This window comes from Pseudomonas aylmerensis (assembly GCF_001702265.1).
Classification (GTDB): Bacteria; Pseudomonadota; Gammaproteobacteria; order Pseudomonadales; family Pseudomonadaceae; genus Aquipseudomonas; species Aquipseudomonas aylmerensis.
In genome coordinates this window covers 274,923-293,492 of sequence record NZ_MAUE01000026.1, presented here as the reverse complement: position 1 = coordinate 293,492, position 18,570 = coordinate 274,923, and the positions used below count along the sequence as shown (strand labels likewise).

22 protein-coding genes are annotated in these 18,570 nt (G+C 64.4%); 7 read left to right on the top strand and 15 right to left on the bottom strand.

Translation table 11 applies throughout. The features are described from left to right. Positions 1 to 6: 6 nt before the first annotated feature. On the bottom strand, positions 7 to 456 hold the full coding sequence (gspG, locus tag BBG20_RS18970) for a type II secretion system major pseudopilin GspG (protein WP_065905919.1): 450 nt from the start codon (positions 454 to 456) through the stop codon (positions 7 to 9). 149 nt (positions 457 to 605) lie between these two features. On the opposite strand from gspG, the gene gspI reads away from it, so the two are divergent. Continuing rightward, positions 606 to 971 (top strand): type II secretion system minor pseudopilin GspI, encoded by a 366-nt coding sequence (gspI, locus tag BBG20_RS18965; RefSeq protein ID WP_065905918.1) that lies wholly within the window; start codon positions 606 to 608, stop codon positions 969 to 971. Here gspI and BBG20_RS18960 read toward each other — a convergent pair. Further along, on the bottom strand, positions 958 to 1,389 hold the full coding sequence (locus tag BBG20_RS18960; RefSeq protein WP_065905916.1) for a type II secretion system protein N: 432 nt from the start codon (positions 1,387 to 1,389) through the stop codon (positions 958 to 960). The genes gspI and BBG20_RS18960 overlap by 14 nt on opposite strands. 93 nt (positions 1,390 to 1,482) lie before the next feature. On the opposite strand from BBG20_RS18960, the gene BBG20_RS18955 reads away from it, so the two are divergent. Both BBG20_RS18955 and BBG20_RS18950 read left to right on the top strand, forming a co-directional pair. Continuing rightward, positions 1,483 to 1,935, top strand: coding sequence for a GspH/FimT family pseudopilin (locus BBG20_RS18955; RefSeq protein ID WP_065905915.1), 453 nt, complete (start codon positions 1,483 to 1,485; stop codon positions 1,933 to 1,935). Further along, entirely contained in the window at positions 1,932 to 2,543 is a 612-nt protein-coding gene (locus BBG20_RS18950) for a type II secretion system protein GspJ (protein WP_065905913.1), read from the top strand. Before BBG20_RS18955 ends, BBG20_RS18950 begins: the two co-directional genes overlap by 4 nt. On the opposite strand, the gene BBG20_RS18945 is transcribed toward BBG20_RS18950, so the two are convergent. The 3 genes from BBG20_RS18945 to BBG20_RS18935 are packed head-to-tail and all read right to left on the bottom strand — an operon-like array spanning position 2,544 to position 4,694. Further along, positions 2,544 to 3,470: a FecR family protein gene (locus tag BBG20_RS18945; protein WP_065905911.1), complete on the bottom strand. Its 927-nt coding sequence runs from the start codon at positions 3,468 to 3,470 to the stop codon at positions 2,544 to 2,546. It lies immediately after the preceding gene. Between the two features lie 37 nt (positions 3,471 to 3,507). After that, the gene (locus BBG20_RS18940; protein ID WP_016980117.1) at positions 3,508 to 4,053 is read right to left on the bottom strand and encodes an RNA polymerase sigma factor; all 546 of its coding nucleotides are present in this window, start codon (positions 4,051 to 4,053) and stop codon (positions 3,508 to 3,510) included. Then, entirely contained in the window at positions 4,050 to 4,694 is a 645-nt protein-coding gene (locus BBG20_RS18935; protein ID WP_065905909.1) for a secretin and TonB N-terminal domain-containing protein, read from the bottom strand. Before BBG20_RS18935 ends, BBG20_RS18940 begins: the two co-directional genes overlap by 4 nt. Before the next feature lie 215 nt (positions 4,695 to 4,909). On the opposite strand from BBG20_RS18935, the gene BBG20_RS18930 reads away from it, so the two are divergent. Next, positions 4,910 to 5,221, top strand: coding sequence for a hypothetical protein (locus tag BBG20_RS18930; RefSeq protein WP_065905907.1), 312 nt, complete (start codon positions 4,910 to 4,912; stop codon positions 5,219 to 5,221). A gap of 4 nt (positions 5,222 to 5,225) precedes the next feature. Here BBG20_RS18930 and BBG20_RS18925 read toward each other — a convergent pair whose 3' ends face one another. Continuing rightward, entirely contained in the window at positions 5,226 to 5,726 is a 501-nt protein-coding gene (locus BBG20_RS18925) for a hypothetical protein (RefSeq protein ID WP_065905905.1), read from the bottom strand. Positions 5,727 to 5,904: 178 nt separating this feature from the next. On the opposite strand from BBG20_RS18925, the gene BBG20_RS18920 reads away from it, so the two are divergent. Next, positions 5,905 to 7,509 (top strand): SMEK domain-containing protein, encoded by a 1,605-nt coding sequence (locus BBG20_RS18920; protein ID WP_065905903.1) that lies wholly within the window; start codon positions 5,905 to 5,907, stop codon positions 7,507 to 7,509. 69 nt (positions 7,510 to 7,578) lie between these two features. Here the strand turns inward: BBG20_RS18920 and BBG20_RS18915 are convergent, their stop codons facing one another. The 8 genes from BBG20_RS18915 to BBG20_RS18880 all read right to left on the bottom strand — a co-directional run bounded on the left by BBG20_RS18915 (position 7,579) and on the right by BBG20_RS18880 (position 15,110). Continuing rightward, positions 7,579 to 8,823: an OprD family porin gene (locus BBG20_RS18915; RefSeq protein ID WP_065905902.1), complete on the bottom strand. Its 1,245-nt coding sequence runs from the start codon at positions 8,821 to 8,823 to the stop codon at positions 7,579 to 7,581. Positions 8,824 to 8,911: 88 nt separating this feature from the next. Continuing rightward, on the bottom strand, positions 8,912 to 10,297 hold the full coding sequence (locus BBG20_RS18910) for a tripartite tricarboxylate transporter permease (RefSeq protein WP_120448214.1): 1,386 nt from the start codon (positions 10,295 to 10,297) through the stop codon (positions 8,912 to 8,914). After that, positions 10,297 to 10,779 (bottom strand): hypothetical protein, encoded by a 483-nt coding sequence (locus BBG20_RS18905; protein ID WP_065905900.1) that lies wholly within the window; start codon positions 10,777 to 10,779, stop codon positions 10,297 to 10,299. Before BBG20_RS18905 ends, BBG20_RS18910 begins: the two co-directional genes overlap by 1 nt. Before the next feature lie 51 nt (positions 10,780 to 10,830). Continuing rightward, a complete protein-coding gene (locus BBG20_RS18900; protein WP_065905899.1) occupies positions 10,831 to 11,226 on the bottom strand; it encodes a hotdog family protein in 396 nt (131 codons plus the stop codon). Between the two features lie 2 nt (positions 11,227 to 11,228). Beyond that, positions 11,229 to 11,684: an FAS1-like dehydratase domain-containing protein gene (locus BBG20_RS18895; RefSeq protein ID WP_065905897.1), complete on the bottom strand. Its 456-nt coding sequence runs from the start codon at positions 11,682 to 11,684 to the stop codon at positions 11,229 to 11,231. Further along, positions 11,681 to 12,907, bottom strand: a complete 1,227-nt coding sequence (locus tag BBG20_RS18890) for a CaiB/BaiF CoA transferase family protein (RefSeq protein ID WP_065905895.1) — start codon at positions 12,905 to 12,907, stop codon at positions 11,681 to 11,683. The genes BBG20_RS18895 and BBG20_RS18890 overlap by 4 nt, the downstream gene beginning before the upstream one ends. Before the next feature lie 17 nt (positions 12,908 to 12,924). Next, complete coding sequence (locus tag BBG20_RS18885; RefSeq protein WP_065905893.1) at positions 12,925 to 13,821, bottom strand: hydroxymethylglutaryl-CoA lyase; 897 nt, start codon at positions 13,819 to 13,821, stop codon at positions 12,925 to 12,927. Positions 13,822 to 13,823: 2 nt separating this feature from the next. Then, positions 13,824 to 15,110 (bottom strand): hydroxymethylglutaryl-CoA reductase, degradative, encoded by a 1,287-nt coding sequence (locus tag BBG20_RS18880; RefSeq protein WP_065905891.1) that lies wholly within the window; start codon positions 15,108 to 15,110, stop codon positions 13,824 to 13,826. A 134-nt stretch (positions 15,111 to 15,244) separates the two neighbouring features. Between BBG20_RS18880 and BBG20_RS18875 the strand changes: the two genes are divergently transcribed. Continuing rightward, positions 15,245 to 16,621 carry an aminotransferase-like domain-containing protein gene (locus BBG20_RS18875; protein ID WP_065905889.1) on the top strand — a complete coding sequence of 459 codons (1,377 nt, stop codon included), beginning with the start codon at positions 15,245 to 15,247 and terminating at the stop codon, positions 16,619 to 16,621. Positions 16,622 to 16,844: 223 nt separating this feature from the next. Further along, a complete protein-coding gene (mntP, locus tag BBG20_RS18870; protein ID WP_065905888.1) occupies positions 16,845 to 17,408 on the top strand; it encodes a manganese efflux pump MntP in 564 nt (187 codons plus the stop codon). A 45-nt stretch (positions 17,409 to 17,453) separates the two neighbouring features. On the opposite strand, the gene BBG20_RS18865 is transcribed toward mntP, so the two are convergent. Next, positions 17,454 to 18,521 (bottom strand): NAD(P)-dependent alcohol dehydrogenase, encoded by a 1,068-nt coding sequence (locus tag BBG20_RS18865; RefSeq protein ID WP_065905886.1) that lies wholly within the window; start codon positions 18,519 to 18,521, stop codon positions 17,454 to 17,456. Positions 18,522 to 18,570: the final 49 nt, after the last annotated feature.

The window sequence follows — 18,570 nt, the reverse complement described above, 5'->3', positions numbered from 1 at the left end:
CGCGCCTTACAACTGCCAGGAGCCGATATCGGCATTCACGCCGTCGCCATCCGGTTGGCCGTCGGCCCCCAGCGAGAACACATCGACCTCACCATTGGCGCCCGGGTTGAGGTAGTGATAAGGGTTGCCCCACGGGTCGTTGGGCAGGCGCTCGAGGTAGGCGCGCCAGTTGCTGTTCTTCGCATCCGCCGGGCGCTCCACCAGCACCTTCAGGCCCTGGTTCATGCTCGGGTAGGTGCCGTGGTCCAGCCGATACAACTTGAGGGCTTGCATCAAGCCGCCGATGTCCTGTTTCGCCGCCGTGGCCCGCGCCTGGTCCGGGCGATCCAGGACCTTGGGTACCACCATCGCCGCCAGGATCCCGAGGATGACCACCACCACCATGATCTCGATCAAGGTGAAGCCACGCTGGCCGCGAGGCCCTGGCAATGGGGATGTTAGGCGCGCGATATCCATCTCGACATTCCTTGGCTTGAGTGCATTTCGTGGCGCAGTGTTGCAAGAACACATGTCAGTCGTATTGAAAATCCTCGGGAGTTTCGGTCGCCAATCGGTCAACTCCCGGCGCTAGTCTGCGGGCCTGTTTCCAGGCTTTCGAGACCCCCATGGACAGCCGTCGCAAGGCGCAAGGCTTTACCCTGATCGAGGTGCTGGTGGCGCTGGCGATCATCGCCGTGGCCATGGCCGCAGCCGTGCGCGTGGCCGGGTTGATGACCCAGAGCAATGGCCTGCTGCGCGACAAGTCCATCGCCTTGCTGGCAGCGCAGAGCCGCCTGGCCGAGTTGCGCCTGGAAGGCCATTTGCGCAGCGGCAAAAAGACCTTCGACTGCGACCAGGGCCGCTTGCAGCTGCGCTGCGAACAAACCATCAGCGCCGATGGTGCGCTGTTTCAAGTGCATGTGCAGGTGCTCGACGCCCGCCGCGAAGCGCCACCGCTGGCGCGCCTGGACACACAGGTCAGGGTCGAGTGAGCAGCGGCAGCGCAGGCCCGTCCGGCAACTTGTCGAGCTTCACGCGCAGCTTCTCGCCGCCGCGCTCGATCTCCACGCCGTCGCCTTCAATGGCCGTCAGGCGCACGCCGGGGCTGAGGCGTTCACCCAACAAAAAGCTGCGGGGCGGGCCGTCGTTGAGGCTGAGGATCGCCACGGCACCGCGTGCCCCGGCCAGCACACCAGAGACCTTGACCTGCACTGCCGACGGCGCAGTCGAGAACCATTGCAGCGCCGGGTTATCACTGCGCGCCGCAAGGGCCTGGGGCGTGACCGCCGGTGTGTGGGATTCGGCCGACGTGAGCAGCAGCGGCGTCCAGACCGCCACACCGGCCAACGCCGCCAGCACCGCCAGTGCCTGCACCCCGTGGGCCGGTGAAAAACCAAGGGCAAATGCCATGAGTGGGACCTCCTGTTTGTCCGTGGCACCAGCCTACAGCTCAATTCGCACGTTTTTATTTCAGCTCCTCTCCAGTTCTCCAGGTGCCCTGCGATGAAACAACACGGCTTCACCCTGATCGAGTTGATGGTGGTATTGGTGATCATCGGCATTGCCAGCGCCGCCATTAGCCTGACCATCAAGCCCGACCCACTGCACCTGCTGCGCAAGGACGCCGAGCGCCTCAGCCAACTGCTGCAAATCGCCCAGGCCGAAGCCCGCACGGACGGCCGCCCGATCACCTGGCGCGGGGATGCCGAGGGCTTTCGCTTCAACCGCCGCAGCGACGACGGCAGCGGCATCGAAACCTTCCAGGGCGACGACCCACTGCGCCCGCGCCTATGGGAAAGCACACCGATGCAAATCACCGTCGAACCGCGACAGCGCCTGGTACTCGATGCCGAATGGATCAGCCCAGCGCTGCGCGTGGTGCTGTCCGACGGTCAACACCGCCTCAGCCTGCAACGCGACGCCCAAGGCTTGATGCGCGTGGTGAGCCAGCCATGAACACCTCCCAACAGGGCTTCACCCTGATCGAAGTAATGGTCGCGATCATGCTCATGGCGCTGGTCAGCGTCATCGCCTGGCGCGGGCTGGACAGCGTCACCCGCGCCGACCAGCACCTGCAGGCCAGCAGCGAACAGACCGAAGTGCTGCTGCGCGCACTGAACCAGATGCAACGCGACATCAGCCTGCGCGCCAGCGTCGAACTGAACACCCTGGATCCCTCCAGGAACAACGAAGAAAAGGTTGATGGACTGGCGGCCGTGACAGTGCGCAGTTCCGACAGCAAAGGCTTTCGGCTGGACATCATTCGCAGCGCCCCCGTCGCCGGGGATGGCCTGCAACGGGTACGTTGGTGGCTCAAGGGCGACCGTTTGTATCGCGCTGCGGCGCCTGCACGGGACCGCTATCCGTTGCCGGCGGCGAAGGACGCGGTGGTGGTGCTGACAGGGGTCAGTGATCTGCAGGTGCGCGTGTGGGAGGCGGATAAGGGCTGGCGGCAGCTGAGCGGGAATCGGCGTGAGGATCCGTTGGGGCTGGAGATCAGTCTGGTCCGGGAGACGCCCCAAGGTGCGGAGCGCTATCGGCAGGTGGTGGGGCCGTTGAAGTGATTAACTCAACAACACCACCCCACCCGGCAACTCCGTGCACTTGGCCCCATACGCATCCCGAATCAACAACGCCACCCCCGCCAACTGCTGCAGGCTGAACCGTGCCTGCACGCGGCGTTGGCCGAGTTGCTTGTTGAGCAGCACCAGCATGCCGGGGCGGTAGCGGTTGATCTCGTCCACCACCGTCGCCAGTGTGGCGTTGTTGAACACCAGCACCTGTTCGCGCCAGGCCACCACCGCCTGGGTATCCACCACCACGGGTTCGCCCATGCCGGCGGCGCTGTAGGTGAGTTGCCGTCCACCTTCCAGGCGCACGCTGCGGCCGGCGACGTCCACCGAGAGCCAGCCTTCGATACAGGTCACGCAGACGGTCTGATCGGTGTTGCGCAGGTTGAAGCGTGCCTGTGCCGCACTCACCGCGCCTGCGCCGGCCAGGACCTGGAGCGGCTGCGCGGCATGGGCGAGCACTTCGACTTCGCCTTCGAGCAGTTCGATGCCCTGCCCCACTCGGCTGATGCGCGTCTGGGTGTTGAGTTCCAGGCTGATGCCGTCGCTCAACAGCACTTGTCGCTGCTCGCCGACCTCGGTGCGGTAGTCCGCCGTCAGGCCAGCGAAGCCGCCGGGCGAGCCGACATGCACCATGACCACGGCTGCCGATGCGGCTATCGCGCCGCCGAGGAAAGCGCGCCGGCCGAAATGACGCGGCTGCGCCACTTGCGCGGCGGCCGGGGCCAGTTGCTGCCATACCACCTTGGCCTGCTCGAACGCCTGGGCGTGCTCGGGGCTTTGCGCGCACCACGCCTTGAGCGCCTTGGCGTCGGCCACGGTGGCACGGCCCGAGGTCAGCAGGACCAGCCAGTCGCGGGCTTCATCGTGCAGGGGGCTGGCGGCGGTTTCCCGGGCGGTGGAGAGGCTAAAAATATTCAAGCGCGCACATACTCACGGATTTATCAGGGACTCGACACTAAGACGGTTTTCCGGCCCCGGGACCGAACCGCTGGATCACTTTTCTTTCCAGGCGCTTGGCGCAGTGGCCGAGGGCGGCCTTGATTTCCTTCTCGACCATGCGCGTAGAAATGCCGAAACGCTGGGAGATTTCCAGGTGCGGCGCCTCTTCCAGGCGCGCGGCGATGAGGATCTTGCGGCGGCGCGCCGGCAGCTCGTAGAGCGCCTTGACCAGGGACTGGATTTCTTTCTGGCCGCCGACCACGCGCGAGGGGTCCTGGGCTTCGTCGGCGCTTTGCAGCAGCTCTTCCACTTCACTGCCGGTGAGCAGGCGCGCATCGGCCTGGCGGCGGTCGGCGGCGATGTTCAAGGCCATGCGGTAGAGGTAGGCGTTGGGTTGTTGCAGGTTCGGCGGCACGTCCATGCGGTCGACCCGCAGATAGGTTTCGTGCAGCACGTCATTGGCCAGGTCCTCCGACCCCAGGCGCTTGCGCAAACGCACCTTGAAGTCTTCGTAGGAGGCCAGGAACAAGCTGACCATCGTGCTGTGCCCGGTATTTTTCATCCGCCCGAGGCTCCTTTGACTGCTGTGCATTCCATGCGCATTCCTGTTGTGTCGGGCATCAAAAGTAAAGTCACCGGCTGGCGCAGCGAGCTTGGCGCCGGGCGTTCCACCCGCGCCGTGCCCAGGCTGCGGACCAGTGCTTCATCGCGTTGTTCATCGCCGGTGGAGCTGACCAGCCGGCTGTGTTCGATGACCCCGTCAGGATTGACCCAGACCTGCACCAGCGCGCGAAAACTGCCGGGACGGGTCACCGGCGACCGGCACAGGCTGGCTTCGATGGCCTGCTGCACGGCGGTGGCATAACTGCTGTTGATGCGCGCCGCCTGACGGGCCGCCGCGCCACGCGCTGCCGGCGGCTGGCTGACCTGCGGCACCTGCAAGGTAAACGCATCGCTGCGTGCGTAACGCGCCATCAGCCCGCTCCCTGTCAGCAACATCGCCAGCGCCTCAGGCGCCGTGAAGCGCCCGCGCACGCCGATGGAACGCCGGCCTCGGGTCAACTCGCGGTCGACCAGCACCGCCATGCCCGTGGCGCGGCTGTAGGCTTGCAGGGCGTGCTCGAGGTCTTGTGCCGGCAGGTTCAGCGCCAGCGGCGGTGTCTCGGCCCGCGCCGCGCCGCCTCCCGCCAGCAGCAACAGCAAGACCAGGACGCATCCGGCGCGCCTCCAGGCTCCCTGTTCACCCCCTGCTCTGCATCGCTGCACGGCCGACGCGCCCTAGAAAACCGTCATCCTGAGGCCAGTTTATGAACCTGATGTTACGGTGATAGCAAAAAAAACATCACGGTGACGAGAGGCCCGCTGCACTAGACTTGCCAGGTACAACGGCCCACACCCCGGGCCCGCCAGGAGGCCTGATGAAGCATTTACCGACCCTCGCCAGCCTGTTGCTGTGCGCCGCCCTGCCCTTGCTCGCCCAGGCCGACAATGCCCTGGGTGGCTGCGCCGAAGTCGCGGTGGATGGCTACAAGGCGCCGGACTACGGGTGCCTGAGCCAGCAGATGGGCAGCGAGACGAATGCAACCAAGGCCGCGCAGAAGAATCGCGAGGCGCAGAACATCCCGGTAGAGCGGCGCCAGCCGAACAAGGTCGGCCTGGCCACTCCGGCGGCGACCAGCGTGCGCATGGGCAACACCTTCGGTACGTCGGTGAAGCCGCAGCGACCGTGAGGGATCACCTTCGATAGAACACGCCGCAGGAAACTTCCTTGTACAGGTGGTCGGTCCACCCTGAGTTGTGCACGTAGATCTGCCGGCCTGGTCGACAGTTGTTGATGCCGGAATCATTAACCATGTCCTCGTGCCAATTCGCATAGATCAGCAAGCTTTCGATATCTCGGATGGTGCCCGGGTCATCCCGGCCCACCTGAAAAGTCGGCACACCCAGGCACAGGCTGAACGTGACGCCTGGATGGTTGGCGCGCAGCCTGGCCAGGCGCTGCACGTGGTCGGCCTGCCGATGACGCACGGCGGCAGTTTGCTTGTAGGTCATCCCGATGTAGTAAGGCCACCACTCTCGGTCGACCCTCGCGACGATGGCATAGAAATAGGCGTAGTCATTTTCCGGGATGCCGTTGGAAAACAGCAGGTCGTGGGGCGCGGGAGGTGTCCAGGCAATGTCGACATTGACGTCGAAATAATCCGGCCAGGAAGCTGTAAACGTCTCGCCAATCATCTGATCTCCTATCGGGCCGTCCTCTCCGGGCACCGGCCAATACCGTCCATCTCTTTCCTGGCGCACCCCGCGCAGTGCCCGTGGCCGCCAGACGAAGGCGGGACAATAACCGAGATCATGGCCCTGAGCCACCACTGCTGGCACACTCCACGTTCCACTTGCAGCAGCACGGCCCGCCATGAACGACACACTGGTTTCTCGCAATGCACAACTTGATCAACTGGCCCTGATGCTGGTGGTGTTCAAGCACTACGTCGAGATGAAAAAAAATGCCCACCTCCTGGACACCGTCCGGCTGGCCGAATCGGTGATCGCTGAGCTGATGTCGCACTTGTGCGGCATGGGCGGCTTCATCGATCTGAACAAGGACTACCCCAACCACCCTGGCATAGACCTGTTGTCCGACGATGGCACTGTGGGGGTGCAAGTCACCGTGACGCGCACTCCGCGCAAAGTCAAAGAAACCCTCGACCACGTCCCGTCCCTGCCCGCCACGCTTCAAAAGCTCTACCTCGTGATGGTCTGTGGCCGGCAGAAAAACTACCGGGCGGCTTCGATCGCTCAACACGCTCATGCTGCCGGCATCTGCTTCGACCCCAAGACCGACATTCTCGATCTGGGGGGGTTGTTTGACATGGCCAGGCACAACAGTCAGGCGCACATAGACAAAGCCATACAGCGACTCGAAAAAGAAATGGGCCACCGCGCGCTGAGCCTGCTGGGCAGTTTCAACAAAAATGCCGACCGTGTCCTGCAGGTGCTCCTGGCTCACGGGGTGCGAGGACCGGCGTTCAATGAGCTGCTCGACATTGCCCCCTGGGTCGCGCCGCCCCGCCTGACCACTCCCGATGCCCTGCAACCCTGGCTGACACCGGCCAATTGCGCGACCATCGCCGAGCAATTCAATGTGCCGCCGAGCTGGCTGGACGGCGCCGACGAGCGCACGGGCGATTATTACGACAGCTCACCCTGGCGCACCTCGGGCGATGTCATGGGGCTGCTGGCAACGATCGCCGAACGCTACCGCAGCGCGCACTTCCATATCGTGATTGCCGACGACATCGACACCCCCTTCGACTGCTTCCACGAAACGTCGCCGGGGGAATGGGAGGTGCCCTTGCTGGTGTTCTACAAAGCGCACGGACCCTACGGCGATGTCTATGCGCATTTAGGGGTACAGCCTTGGAATGTGCTGCATCACCGTCAGGCCGCGTTCTTTCTGGCCACCGCCATTCGCGACTTTGCGCGCCAGGGCTTGGGCCATTTCAGCGTCGAGTGGGAGCAGTGGCCGCGCAACGACATCCTCGCCAGTTGCACCGGTACGCTATTGGCCGAGCTGGTGCCAAACCGACGCGGGCGACCGCTGGACGAGCGCGACTGGATCCGTTTCGATGGCCGCTGGCAGTTCCCCGGCCGACCGGACCTGACCACAGCGTTCAACGATGAGTATCTGCCCACCGTGCTGCATGGATTCCAGCGCCTGCAACAGCGCCAGCACCGATTTCGCGTGCTGCAGGAATATGTCGATACCCAAGCCGCCTGGAGTGCCCTCGCGGCCCCGGCACCCGGCGCGAAGCGTGTCGACGGCTATGCGGCGTGTGACATCGCACAGATCTGCCACGTGCCCTTGCGCTGCGCCGACGCCCTGGGCAACGAGCATGAACTGTCGGTAGACAAGGCGCGCGAACTGATCGATGAGCAACTGGAGATGGCCGCTGCGGACCCGAAAAAGCGCTTCGTCTTCCTCGATATCCGCGTCGATCCGGCGCGCGCAGACAGTTAGCACCGGGCTCGGATTGTCTGGGGCAGGTATCTGCAGGCACGCCGGGCGGCGTGCCTGCCGATCAGTGGCCTAAAGCAACGAAAGCGGGTAGCTGATGATCAACCGGTTCTCATCGAACTCATTGGTGCTGAAGTCCCGGCGCAGGGTCGAATTGCGCCAGCGCACGTTGAGGTTGCGAGCCGGCCCGCTCTGCACCACATAGGCCAGTTCGGACTCGCGCCCCCATTCCTTGCCATCGGTGATCGCGCCGACATGCGCGTTGTCGCCACGGATATAGCGGGTCATCAAGGTCAGGCCCGGCAGGCCCTGGGCGGCGAAATCATAGTCGTAGCGTACCTGCCACGAGCGCTCCTTGGCCGCGTCGTAGCTGGAGTTGTAGCTGTCGTTGGCCAGGCTGGTGCCGGCCGTGCCGTTGACGCGCATCCAGCCGTTGTCGCCGGACATGCGCTGGGCGCCCAGGTAAAAGGTGTGCGCGCCAGTACGCGCCGAGAGCATCGCCGACATCGCGCGGTTGTCCAGGTTGCCGGCCAGGGCCTTGGCGTTTTCTTCACCGGAGAAATAGCCGAGGTTGGCGCCCAGTACCCAGCTGCCCACCGGTTGGCTGTGGGTCAGGTTGAAGTAGCGCTGCTGGTAGATGTCCGCCAGTTCCGAGTACCACACGCCGAGCTGGGTTTTCTTGTCGTTGAACTGGTATTCGGCACCGCCGAAGTTGAAGCGGTCGGAGGTGGCATCGGGGCGCCCGGCCATGAACATGTCGTCCATGCTCGCGTCGTTGCGCGGGCTGTTGGCGCGAAACTGGCCGCCGTACAGGCTCAGGCCGCTGATCTCCCTGGATGTCAGTTGCGCGCCACGGAAGGTCTGGGTCAGCGAACGACCGTCGTCGGACCGCAGCACCGGCAAGGCCGGCGCCCACTCACCGGCCTTGAGTTCGGTGTTCGACAGCTTGGCCTTGAGCGCCACGCCGAGCCGTCCGAAATCATCCGCCGGCCGCCCGTCATCGTGCACCGGCAACAGCTGGGTATTGGCCGTGCCCTTGCCGCCGTCGAGCTTTACCGAGTACAGGCCCAGCACGTCGACACCCAAGCCGACCACGCCGGCGGTGTATCCCGAGCGCGCATCGAGGATAAAGCTCTGGGTCCACTCCTCGGCCTTGGCCTGCGGGTAGTTGCCGTTGACGAAGTTGCGGTTGAGGTAAAAATTGCGCAGGTTCAGCGAGGCCTTGCTGTCGTCGATAAAGCCGTCGGCGTAGCTGCTGCCGGCCGTGAAGACCAGGCAGGTGAGCACCACAGGGTTGGCACGTAAAAGGATCTTCATTGTTATTATTCCTTTTCGGGAGGCGAACGCCTCCCCTCGCAGATAACGGGTATCTGCTGGCTTGAGAGATAAGGTGAGGTGGAGCGGTTTAGTTGCCGGTCAACGCAATGATCGCCGGCACCGTCAGCACGGCGGTGTAATAGCCCATGAACTGCACACCGATGTTGAAACCCAGGAAGCGTGCGAGGAAGCCGCCGAGCAGACCCACGGTGACAATCACCATCAACCCCAGCAGCCCGCCTTCCCAGATACCGATCACCAGCACCAGGCCGATAAAGGTCGCGATCACCGCTTCATGGCTGATCTTGCGCACCACAAAGGCGGCGGCGCCGTGGGCAAAGTTCATCGTGAAGGGGTACGCGACCAGGATCGCCACGATCACCGCGAGCATGCCGTAGCCGAGGAATTCCCAGGTGTTGAGCAGGTTGTGCAGGTTGTTGATCTCGCCGGTGGCGTTGTCGACGAAGAAGCGCGGCGGCGCGTTGAACAGCGGCGCGGCCGGGCCGGCGGCCACCGGACTCAGCGGCAGCCCGAAGGCCATCAGCGGGATCAGGGTTTCGGCGATGTAGGTCGACTCGGTGACGCCGTTACGCGCGGTGATCACCGTGGTCAGGCGGTCATAGGCCTGCTTGATCCGCGAGCCGATCACTTCGCCCATGATCACCGTCATCGCCACCGGGCTGAACACGAAGGTGGCGCTGGAAACGCTGGCAGCCATGGCCGTGACGCGCACCTGGCGCGGGTTGATGACCTTGAACGGGTTGGGAAAGTAGCCGCTCCAGCCCTTCACGTCCGGGGCCAGGGAAAACACCCGGTAGTGGTCCCGACGCATGCGCTGGCGCTCACTCGGTGCCAACAGCGAGAACAGCGAGGCAATCAACGGCGCCACGGCGATGCCGAGGAAGTAACTCACCGACAGCTTGACCCCGTATTGCCCGGTCAGCGCCTGCAACGCGACGATCACCACCACAAACGGCACCAGCGCCAGCACGGCGGCCCAACGCCCGGCAGAGAAATAGGCAATGGTGAACGCCGCGCACAGGAACACCCACGGCGCGAACTGCTTGATCACCGCACCGAACGGCGCCAGCAGCACCGCGAACAGCACCGACAACGGCACTGCGATCAACGCCGCCACCGCGCCACCGGAGATCATCTTGCGCAGGGCAATATGCGGCACGCCGAGTTTGCGCAGGTAATTGGCATCCGCCAGCAGGGCCGTGGCCGAGGTGTCGCCGGGAATCCCCAGCAGCGCGGTCGGCACGGCATGCGTCATGTGCTTGGCCACGGCGCCGGCCAGGAAGAACGTCAACACCCCGGCCGGCGGCGCGCCCAGCAGCACCACCAGCATGGTCAACGGTGCGAGGGTGGTGGTCTCATCCGTGCCGGAGACCAGGCCGATGGCTGCGAACACCACCGCGCCGAGCAGCCCGAGGGCGAAGGCCATCATGATTTCATGCAACAAGACTTCCATCACCCGCGCCCTCCGCTGAGGCTGGGGGTCAGTGCCGGTGCCTGGGCGACCGACACGTTTTCTTCGCGGGCCTGGGCTTCCCGGAACAGCTCATACAACTCCAGCTCGCGCAGTTCGGCGATCACCTCGGCGGACAAGTCCTCAAGGCGCCCGAGGCTGCCGTATTCCTTGAGCAGGTCAGCCACCACTTGTTCGCGAAAGCTCTGGTCGGCGACGTTTTCCTGCACGTCGCGCTTGGGTGCAAACAGCCTGGCACTGATGGCGCCACCGGCCAGGCAGCCGAGAATGCCGATCAGCATGGCGTAGGCTCGCGCCATCTGCGCCGACTCCACCAGGTGGTGCAGCACTTGCTGCGCGGCGAAGTAGGCGCCCAGGCTGACCACCGCGCCAATGCCGATGGACATCGCCAGGTCACGGCCATCAATGGTGTCGCCCCAGACCTCGTAGAGGTTTTGCCTTTTCGGCGGTAAACGTTGCTGCATGGTGCCCTCCGGCCCTTTCGGGCTTGTTGTTTTTATAGGGGGGTGAAGCGTTCAGGGTCGGCGCAGCGTGGCGCGCCCCACGGTGGTGGCCTGGCCCTGTTGATTGACGATCTGCAACGCCAGCGTGATGCGTTCGCCCTCCACGGCCTGGATTTCACCGTGGGCGGTCAACACGTCACCGACGTAGGCGGCGCGCCGATTGCTGTACTCGAAGGCCAGCAGTTCGTCGCTGTCCTCCATCCAGTCGTAGAGCAACTGCGTCAGCCAATCGCCCTGCAACGGGCCATCGACCAGCAGCGCCGGATGGCCTTCCTGGTGCTGCGCGTATAGCAGGTCATAGTGGATGCGGTGGGCATTCCAGATCGCCGCGTTGTACAGGAACAGTTGCACGGTGCCCGGCGTGTATTGCCGTGACGGCAAGGCCTGGCCGATGTCGAGGGTGGGCATGATTATCTCGCTATCCGGGTCAGGTATTCGGTCACGAGCGGCTCGCCCGCCTCGTTCTCGAAACGGTTTTCGAACACCAGGAAAATCAGCGGCCCTTCGGCGCCCTGTTTTTCGTGGATGTCCACCAGGGTCTGGCGGCACACCAGCACATCGCCGGGGTAAATGCGCCGATTCACTTCATAGCGGCTGCCGCCGGCGAGGATGCGCTTGAGCGGCAGCTCGGGCAGCAACGGGCTGTCCGGGCAATGGCCGTCTTCACGCAGGTGGTCGAGGGGCAGCACCGGCATCAGCACGCTGAACAAAAACATCAGCGGTGCTTCATCACCGGCGAGGAACCGCGCCTGGCGCTGCCCGGTGGCGACCGCGTATTTACGGATATCCTGGCGGTTGACTTGAAAACGCACCGGCGCCAATGCCTGGCCGATGCAGCCTGTGATTTCGGCGGTAAGCAGGCTCAAATCACACCTCGCCGGACCAGGTCCTCGTACTGCGCTGCGTCCAGGCCCAGCCAATCGCGGTAGACCTGCTGGTTATGCTGGCCGACACCCGGCGCGCTGGCGCCCTTCTCCAAGGTGCCGCCGGAGAGCTTCACCGGGTTACCGAACACCTCGAAATGCGCGCCCTGGCATTCGACGCTGACCACCATGTCACGCTCGCGCACGTGCGGGTCGGCGACCACTTCATCCATGCTCTTGATCGGCGACAACGGGAAGCGGTCGCCGGTCAAAGCTTCCAGCTCGGCCTTGGTGTGCGCCGCGCACCAGCCTTCGACGATGGGCTTGACCCGCCGCAGGTAAGTGGCCTGCTCGAAACGCTTGGCCATGGTGTCGATTTCCTGATCGCTGGCCAACGCCGCATCACCGAAGGCATGGCAGGCCTCGCGCCAGAACTTGTCCGTGTAGGCGCCGAAAAACACAAAGCCGTCCTTGCACGCATAGCGCCCGTAGGGTTTGACGAACGGATGGCCGTTGCCGGTCGGGCCGACCACTGCGCCGGTCTCGGTGTAGGTGACCAGGGCGTTTTCGGTCAGCGAGATAATCGAGTCCTGCTGGGACACGTCCACCAGTTGCCCCTGGCCGCTGCGCTCGGCTTCACGCAAGGCACCGAGGGTGCCAATCGCGGCATACAGGGCAGCGGACAGATCCCCCAGCACGGTGCCGACGCGCATCGGCTCTTCCACGGTGCCATTCATCGACCACAGCCCGCCGGCGGCCTGGGCGCTGCTGTCGAACGCCGGGCGCGACGAGTTCGGCCCATGCTGGCCGAAGCCGCTGATGGCGGTGAACACCAGTGCCGGGTTGACCGCCTTGAGCACCTTGTAGCCCAGGCCCAGCTTGTCCATCGTACCGGGGCGGAAGTTCTCGATGACGATATCGGCCTTGCGCACCATGTCGAGGAACGTCGCCTTGCCGTCGGCGTGCTTGAGGTCCAGGCACACCGCCTGTTTGTTGCGGTTGAACTGGGCGAAGAAACCGCTGACCGGCGCCTGGCTGCTGCGACTCATGGGCGGGAATTCACGGGTCAGGTCGGGGTCGGTGGGGTGCTCGATCTTGATCACCGTGGCGCCCATGTCCGCCAGCAGCATGGCGCAGTACGGCCCCGCCACTACACGGGTGAGATCGAGGATAGTCACGCCCTTGAGCGGGCCGAAGCCGGCCAGGGTGTCGGTAAGAGGGTTCATGGGTTCTCCAGTTATTGTTATTGGGGACGTGCACGCAGCGCCTTGGCCACCCGCGATTCGCCGGTGCGTTGCAGCCGGTTATCAATAAAGACGGCTACCTCCAGCAGTTTTGCAAGGTCGACGCCGGTGGCGATGCCCTGCCCCTCAAATAGATACACCAGTTCCTCGGTCGCGACGTTGCCGGTGGCCCCTGGAGAATAAGGGCAGCCACCCAGCCCCGAGACCGAGCTGTCGAACACCCGCACCCCGGCCTGCCACGCCGCCTGCACATTGGCCACGGCCATGCCGTAGGTGTCATGGAAATGCCCGGCCAGGGCACTCAGCGGCACCGCGTCGGCACAGGCCTGGATCAACCGCGTGGTCGCGCCCGGCGTGCCGGTACCGATAGTGTCGCCGAGGCTGACTTCGTAGCAGCCCATGGCGTACAGCGCCTGGGTCACCGCGACCACCTGCGGCACCGGCACTGCGCCGCTGAACGGGCAGCCGAGCACGCAGGAGACGTAGCCACGCACCGCCACGCCGGCTTCCAGGGCCTTGGCCAGCACCGGTTCGAAGCGCTTCAGGCTCTGGGCAATCGAACAGTTGATGTTCTTCTGCGAAAACGCTTCGGACGCCGCCGCAAACACTGCCACCTCGCGGCAACCGGCGGCCAGGGCCATGTCCAGGCCTTGCAGGTTGGGTACCAGCGCGGTGTAGGTCACGCCATGGCGCTCGCCCAGGCCACGCAGCACGGCAGCGGAATCGGCCATCTGCGGCACCCAGCGCGGCGACACGAAGGCCCCCGCCTCAATGGTGCGCAAGCCAGCATCGGCGAGGCGTTCCACCAGCGCGATGCGGGTGTCCACCGACAGGCTGCGCGCTTCATTCTGCAAGCCGTCGCGCGCGCCCACTTCCACCAGCCGAACGCTGTTCATGCTCACTGCCCGCGCTTGTCGAGCAACAGCGCCCGGGCACTGTCGGCGCGCACGTCATGGGTGGCGACCATGCGCTCGACCAGCCACTGCACTTCGTCCCCACGGGCACCAGCGGACAGCGCCACATTGCGCGCATGCAATGCCATGTGCCCGCGCTGGATGCCTTCGGTGGCCAGCGCGCGCAACGCGCCGAGGTTCTGCGCCAGGCCAACCGCCACGGCGATTTCACCGAGTTCCTGGGCGCTTTTCACCCCAAGGATGCGCAGGGACAACTGCGCCAGTGGATGGGTCTTGGTGGCGCCGCCGACCAGGCCGAGCGGCATGGGCATCTCCAGGGTGCCGACCAGGTGGCCCTCGCGGTCTTTCTCCCACGTGGTCAGCGACCCATAGTGCCCGCTGCGGCAGGCGTACGCGTGCGCCCCCGCCTCTACCGCGCGCCAGTCATTGCCGGTGGCGACTACCAGCGGGTCGATGCCATTCATGATGCCCTTGTTATGGGTGGCGGCGCGGTACGGGTCGATGGCGGCGAAGGTGTAGGCGTCGATCACCCCTTCGATCACCTCTTCACCGCTGTACTCGGCGGTGGCCAGGTGCTGCGGGGCAATGCGCAACTGGGCACGGCACAAACGCAAATCGGCCAGGTTCGACAGGATGCGCAGGCGCACCTTGCCGCCGGTGAGACGCTCCATCAGCGGCGCCACGGCCTCGGCCATGGTGTTGACCGTGTTGGCGCCCATGGCGTCGCGCACGTCGACGATCAGGTGCGCCACCAGCATCGGCCCGCGCGGGCTGTCGGCGAAGGTGTGCACCTCGATATCGCGGCAGCCGCCGCCCAGAGTGTTGAGCAACTGATCCTTGCTGTTGGCCAGGGCGATGATTTCATCTTTGTTGCGCAGCAGGCTCAGCCGCGCATTGAACGGGTCGCTGATGCCGATGATCTGCACCTGCGCGCGCATCAGTGGCGCGCTGCTGGAAGTCTGGAAACCGCCGGCCGGGCGCGTCAGCTTGGCCATGAACGAAGCGGCAGCCACCACCGACGGCTCTTCCACCACCAGCGGGATCACCACGTCGCGACCGTTGATGCGGAAATTGCTGGCCACGGCATACGGCAATTCGAATTTGCCGATGACGTTTTCGATCATGCCGTCGGCGATTTCCAAGGGCAGCGCACCGGCGTCACGCAGCAGCGCCACATCGTCATTGCTCAAGCCGAGCAAGGGTTGCAGGTGTTCAAGACGCTGGCGCGGGGACAGGCTGCGGAAGTTGGGCAAGCGGGAATCGATGGGCATTCAGGGGCTCCTCAAGGAGTCATTTGTTATTGGATGCCGCCAAATTGCCCCATCTGTAGCCTTGAAAGAAGGTACAGTTTTGCCGGACAGTTCAGCCACTGTACCCATAACAAGAACCCACGAGGAATTGCAGCATGTCGCGCCCGACCCTCGCGCAACAGGTGGCCAGCGCCATCGCCCAGCAAATCACCGACGGCGCCCTCAAGGCCGGCGAGAAGCTGCCATCGCTGCGCGAATACATGCGCCTGCATGGGCATTCCAAGAACACAGTGATCACCGCCTACGAGCACCTGGCCGCCGACGGGCTGGTGGAGGCGCGCCATGGCCAGGGCTTTTTCGTGATCAAGCGCGTGGCCCACACCAGCGAAGACGAAGAGAGCCAACCCTACAACCGAGCCCTCGACACCATCTGGATGATGCGCCAGCAATTTGTGCGCGACCCGGGCCACTCGCACCTGGGCGAAGGCTTCCCGCCGGTGGAATGGCTGATGGACATGCGCCTGGACAAGTTCCACCGCCAGGTGGTGCGCGCCGGGGTGACCACGCTGTTTCGCTACGGCACACGCCTGGGCAACGCCGGGCTGCGCGCACGCCTGGTGCAAAAGCTGGCGGACTACGCGCTGCCGGTGTCGCCGCGCCAACTGGTGACCACCTTGGGTGCCAACCATGCGATGGACTTGATCATCCGGCGCTACCTCAACCCCGGCGACCCGGTGCTGGTCGAAGATCCCGGCTACTACCCGCTGTTCGGCAAACTGCAGTTGCAGGGCGCGCGCATGTTCGGCGTGCCGCGCGAACCCGACGGGCCGAACCTGCAGGCGCTGGAGCAGTTGATCAAGGCCCATCGCCCGCGCCTGTTTTTCCTGCAGTCGATCGGCCACAACCCCACCGGCTCGGACCTGTCCCCGGCCAAGGCGCACCAGTTGCTGCGCATCGCCGAGACCTACGACCTGCTGCTGGTGGAAAACGATGCGATGGCTGACTTCAAGCCCAGTTCGGCGATCAAGCTGTCGGCCCTCGACCAACTCAACCGCACCTTGTACGTCGGCAGCTTTTCCAAATCGGTGTCGGCAGCCCTGCGCGTGGGTTTTATCGCTGGTAGCAAGCAGCGCGTCGAGGAACTGGCGGACATCAAGATGATCCTGCACAACAGCGGCGCCGAGTACAGCGAGCGCACCATCGACGTGATCCTCGGCGAAGGGCACTTCCTGCGCCACCTTTCGCGCCTGCAGGATCGCCTGCGCCACGCCACCGCCCGAGGCCTGGCGCTGCTCGACGAACTCGGCGCCGAGGTGTTCTGCCGGCCCGAGCAGAGCCTGTACCTGTGGGCCCGCTTCCCGACTGTCGAGGATGCCAACGCCCTCACCCGCCTGTGCCTGGCCCAGGGCGTGATGCTCGCGCCGGGGGCGATCTTTTCCACGCAACCGAAGAACACAGTGCCGTGGACGCGCCTGAACGTGGCTTACCTGGATGACCCGGTGTTCTGCCGGATCATCCGTGAACTGCAATAAGGCCTTTTGACAAATTTTTCATCTACGCTCGCCTAAGATCGCCCACCTCGTTGGGGAGTAACCTGCTTCTGATCCTGTCGGAAGCGTTCGTATCAACATATTCGGCAACCTGCCGTGGTGCGAACACCGTCTTTTCGGTTGGTGAGACCAGCGACACATCCATGCCTAAAGTCGGGCGTGTGGGTGTGTCGTTGTCTCATATAGCCCGACTGGAAGCCTGACCGTGAACCCCATTTCCCTGATCCTTCTCGCCCTTGCCATGTCCACGGACGCCTTCGCGGCGGCCATCGGCAAAGGCTCCAGCCTGCACAAGCCACGCCTGACCCAAGCCCTGCGCGCCGGCCTGATCTTCGGCGTGATCGAAGCCATTACCCCGATGATCGGCTGGGCCATCGGCCATGCTGCGACGCGTTGGGTGGAGAACTGGGACCACTGGATCGCCTTCACCCTGCTCGCGGTGCTGGGCCTGCACATGATCTACAACGGGCTCAAGGCCGACGATGAGGAGGCCGAGAAACCAACCCAGCATTCGTTCATGATCCTGGCGGTCACGGCGTTTGCGACCAGCATCGACGCGCTGGCGGTGGGCGTGGGCCTGGCGTTTGTCGACGTGAATATCCTGGTGGCCTCCGCCGCGATCGGCCTCGCGACCATGACCATGGTGACCATCGGCATGATGCTGGGCCGGGTGCTGGGCACCGTGGTGGGCAAACGTGCCGAGATCGTCGGCGGCGTGGTGCTGATGCTGGTGGGTGCGACAATCCTGTACGAACACCTCTCAGCCTGAATAAAACTGCAGGAGCCGGCAAGCCGGCTCCTGCAGGGACGAGCCTCAGGCCGCGTGGCTTGCTTTCTTCAGGCTGTCCATATCGATCACGAATCGATACTTCACATCGCCCTTGAGCATCCGCTCATACGCCTCGTTGATCCCCTGGATATCGATCATCTCGATGTCCGAGACAATCCCGTGCTTGGCGCAGAAGTCGAGCATGTCCTGGGTCTCCTGGATCCCGCCGATCAACGAGCCAGCCAGGCTGCGGCGCTTGAAGATCAGGCCGAATACCGCCGGCGACGGGTGCGGACTGTCGGGCGCGCCGACCAGGGTCATGGTGCCGTCACGCTTGAGCAGGTTGAGAAACACATCCAGGTTATGCGGTGCAGCGACGGTGTTGAGGATGAAGTCCAGGCTGTTGGCGACCTTGGCCATTTCATCCGCGTTCTTCGACACCACCACCTGATCGGCCCCCAGGCGCAGGCCGTCTTCGCGCTTGTTGGGTGAGGTGGTGAACAGTGTGACGTGTGCGCCCATCGCATGGGCGATCTTCACCGCCATATGCCCCAGGCCACCCAGGCCGACCACGCCGACTTTCTTGCCGGGGCCGACTTTCCAGTGGTGCAGCGGCGAGTAGGTGGTGATGCCCGCGCACAGCAGCGGCGCCACCGCTGCCAGGTTCGAATCATCGTGGGAGATGCGCAGCACGAACTTCTCCTTGACCACGATGCTGTCCGAATAACCGCCAAAGGTGTTTTCACCGCCGAACACCGGGCCGTTGTAGGTGCCGGTAAACCCGTTCTCGCAGTATTGCTCCTCGCCCTCGGCGCAGGACGCACAGTGCTGGCAGCTGTCGACCATGCAGCCGACGCCGGCGAGGTCGCCGACCTTGAATTTTTTCACGTTGGCGCCCACCGCTGTCACACGGCCGACGATTTCGTGGCCGGGCACCGAGGGATACAGGGTGTTGTTCCACTCATTGCGCGCTGTGTGCAGGTCGGAGTGGCAGACGCCGCAATACAGAATGTCGATCTGGACGTCCTCGGCCCCCGGCGCGCGGCGCTCGAAGGTGAAGGGCTTGAGGGCATCCTTGGCGTTCTGGGCGGCGTAGCTGTAAGTCTTGGCCATTTCGTTCACCTGTGTGATCTGACGGTAGAGGTCAGTGGACCAGCATAGA

Coding starts and splice junctions, on each gene's coding strand:
- gspG (WP_065905919.1), bottom strand. CDS start 456: ATGGATATCGCGCGCCTAACATCCCCATTGCCAGGGCCTCGCGGCCAG.
- gspI (WP_065905918.1), top strand. CDS start 606: ATGGACAGCCGTCGCAAGGCGCAAGGCTTTACCCTGATCGAGGTGCTG.
- BBG20_RS18960 (WP_065905916.1), bottom strand. CDS start 1,389: ATGGCATTTGCCCTTGGTTTTTCACCGGCCCACGGGGTGCAGGCACTG.
- BBG20_RS18955 (WP_065905915.1), top strand. CDS start 1,483: ATGAAACAACACGGCTTCACCCTGATCGAGTTGATGGTGGTATTGGTG.
- BBG20_RS18950 (WP_065905913.1), top strand. CDS start 1,932: ATGAACACCTCCCAACAGGGCTTCACCCTGATCGAAGTAATGGTCGCG.
- BBG20_RS18940 (WP_016980117.1), bottom strand. CDS start 4,053: ATGAAAAATACCGGGCACAGCACGATGGTCAGCTTGTTCCTGGCCTCC.
- BBG20_RS18930 (WP_065905907.1), top strand. CDS start 4,910: ATGAAGCATTTACCGACCCTCGCCAGCCTGTTGCTGTGCGCCGCCCTG.
- BBG20_RS18925 (WP_065905905.1), bottom strand. CDS start 5,726: ATGATTGGCGAGACGTTTACAGCTTCCTGGCCGGATTATTTCGACGTC.
- BBG20_RS18920 (WP_065905903.1), top strand. CDS start 5,905: ATGAACGACACACTGGTTTCTCGCAATGCACAACTTGATCAACTGGCC.
- BBG20_RS18915 (WP_065905902.1), bottom strand. CDS start 8,823: ATGAAGATCCTTTTACGTGCCAACCCTGTGGTGCTCACCTGCCTGGTC.
- BBG20_RS18910 (WP_120448214.1), bottom strand. CDS start 10,297: ATGGAAGTCTTGTTGCATGAAATCATGATGGCCTTCGCCCTCGGGCTG.
- BBG20_RS18905 (WP_065905900.1), bottom strand. CDS start 10,779: ATGCAGCAACGTTTACCGCCGAAAAGGCAAAACCTCTACGAGGTCTGG.
- BBG20_RS18900 (WP_065905899.1), bottom strand. CDS start 11,226: ATGCCCACCCTCGACATCGGCCAGGCCTTGCCGTCACGGCAATACACG.
- BBG20_RS18890 (WP_065905895.1), bottom strand. CDS start 12,907: ATGAACCCTCTTACCGACACCCTGGCCGGCTTCGGCCCGCTCAAGGGC.
- BBG20_RS18885 (WP_065905893.1), bottom strand. CDS start 13,821: ATGAACAGCGTTCGGCTGGTGGAAGTGGGCGCGCGCGACGGCTTGCAG.
- BBG20_RS18880 (WP_065905891.1), bottom strand. CDS start 15,110: ATGCCCATCGATTCCCGCTTGCCCAACTTCCGCAGCCTGTCCCCGCGC.
- BBG20_RS18875 (WP_065905889.1), top strand. CDS start 15,245: ATGTCGCGCCCGACCCTCGCGCAACAGGTGGCCAGCGCCATCGCCCAG.
- BBG20_RS18865 (WP_065905886.1), bottom strand. CDS start 18,521: ATGGCCAAGACTTACAGCTACGCCGCCCAGAACGCCAAGGATGCCCTC.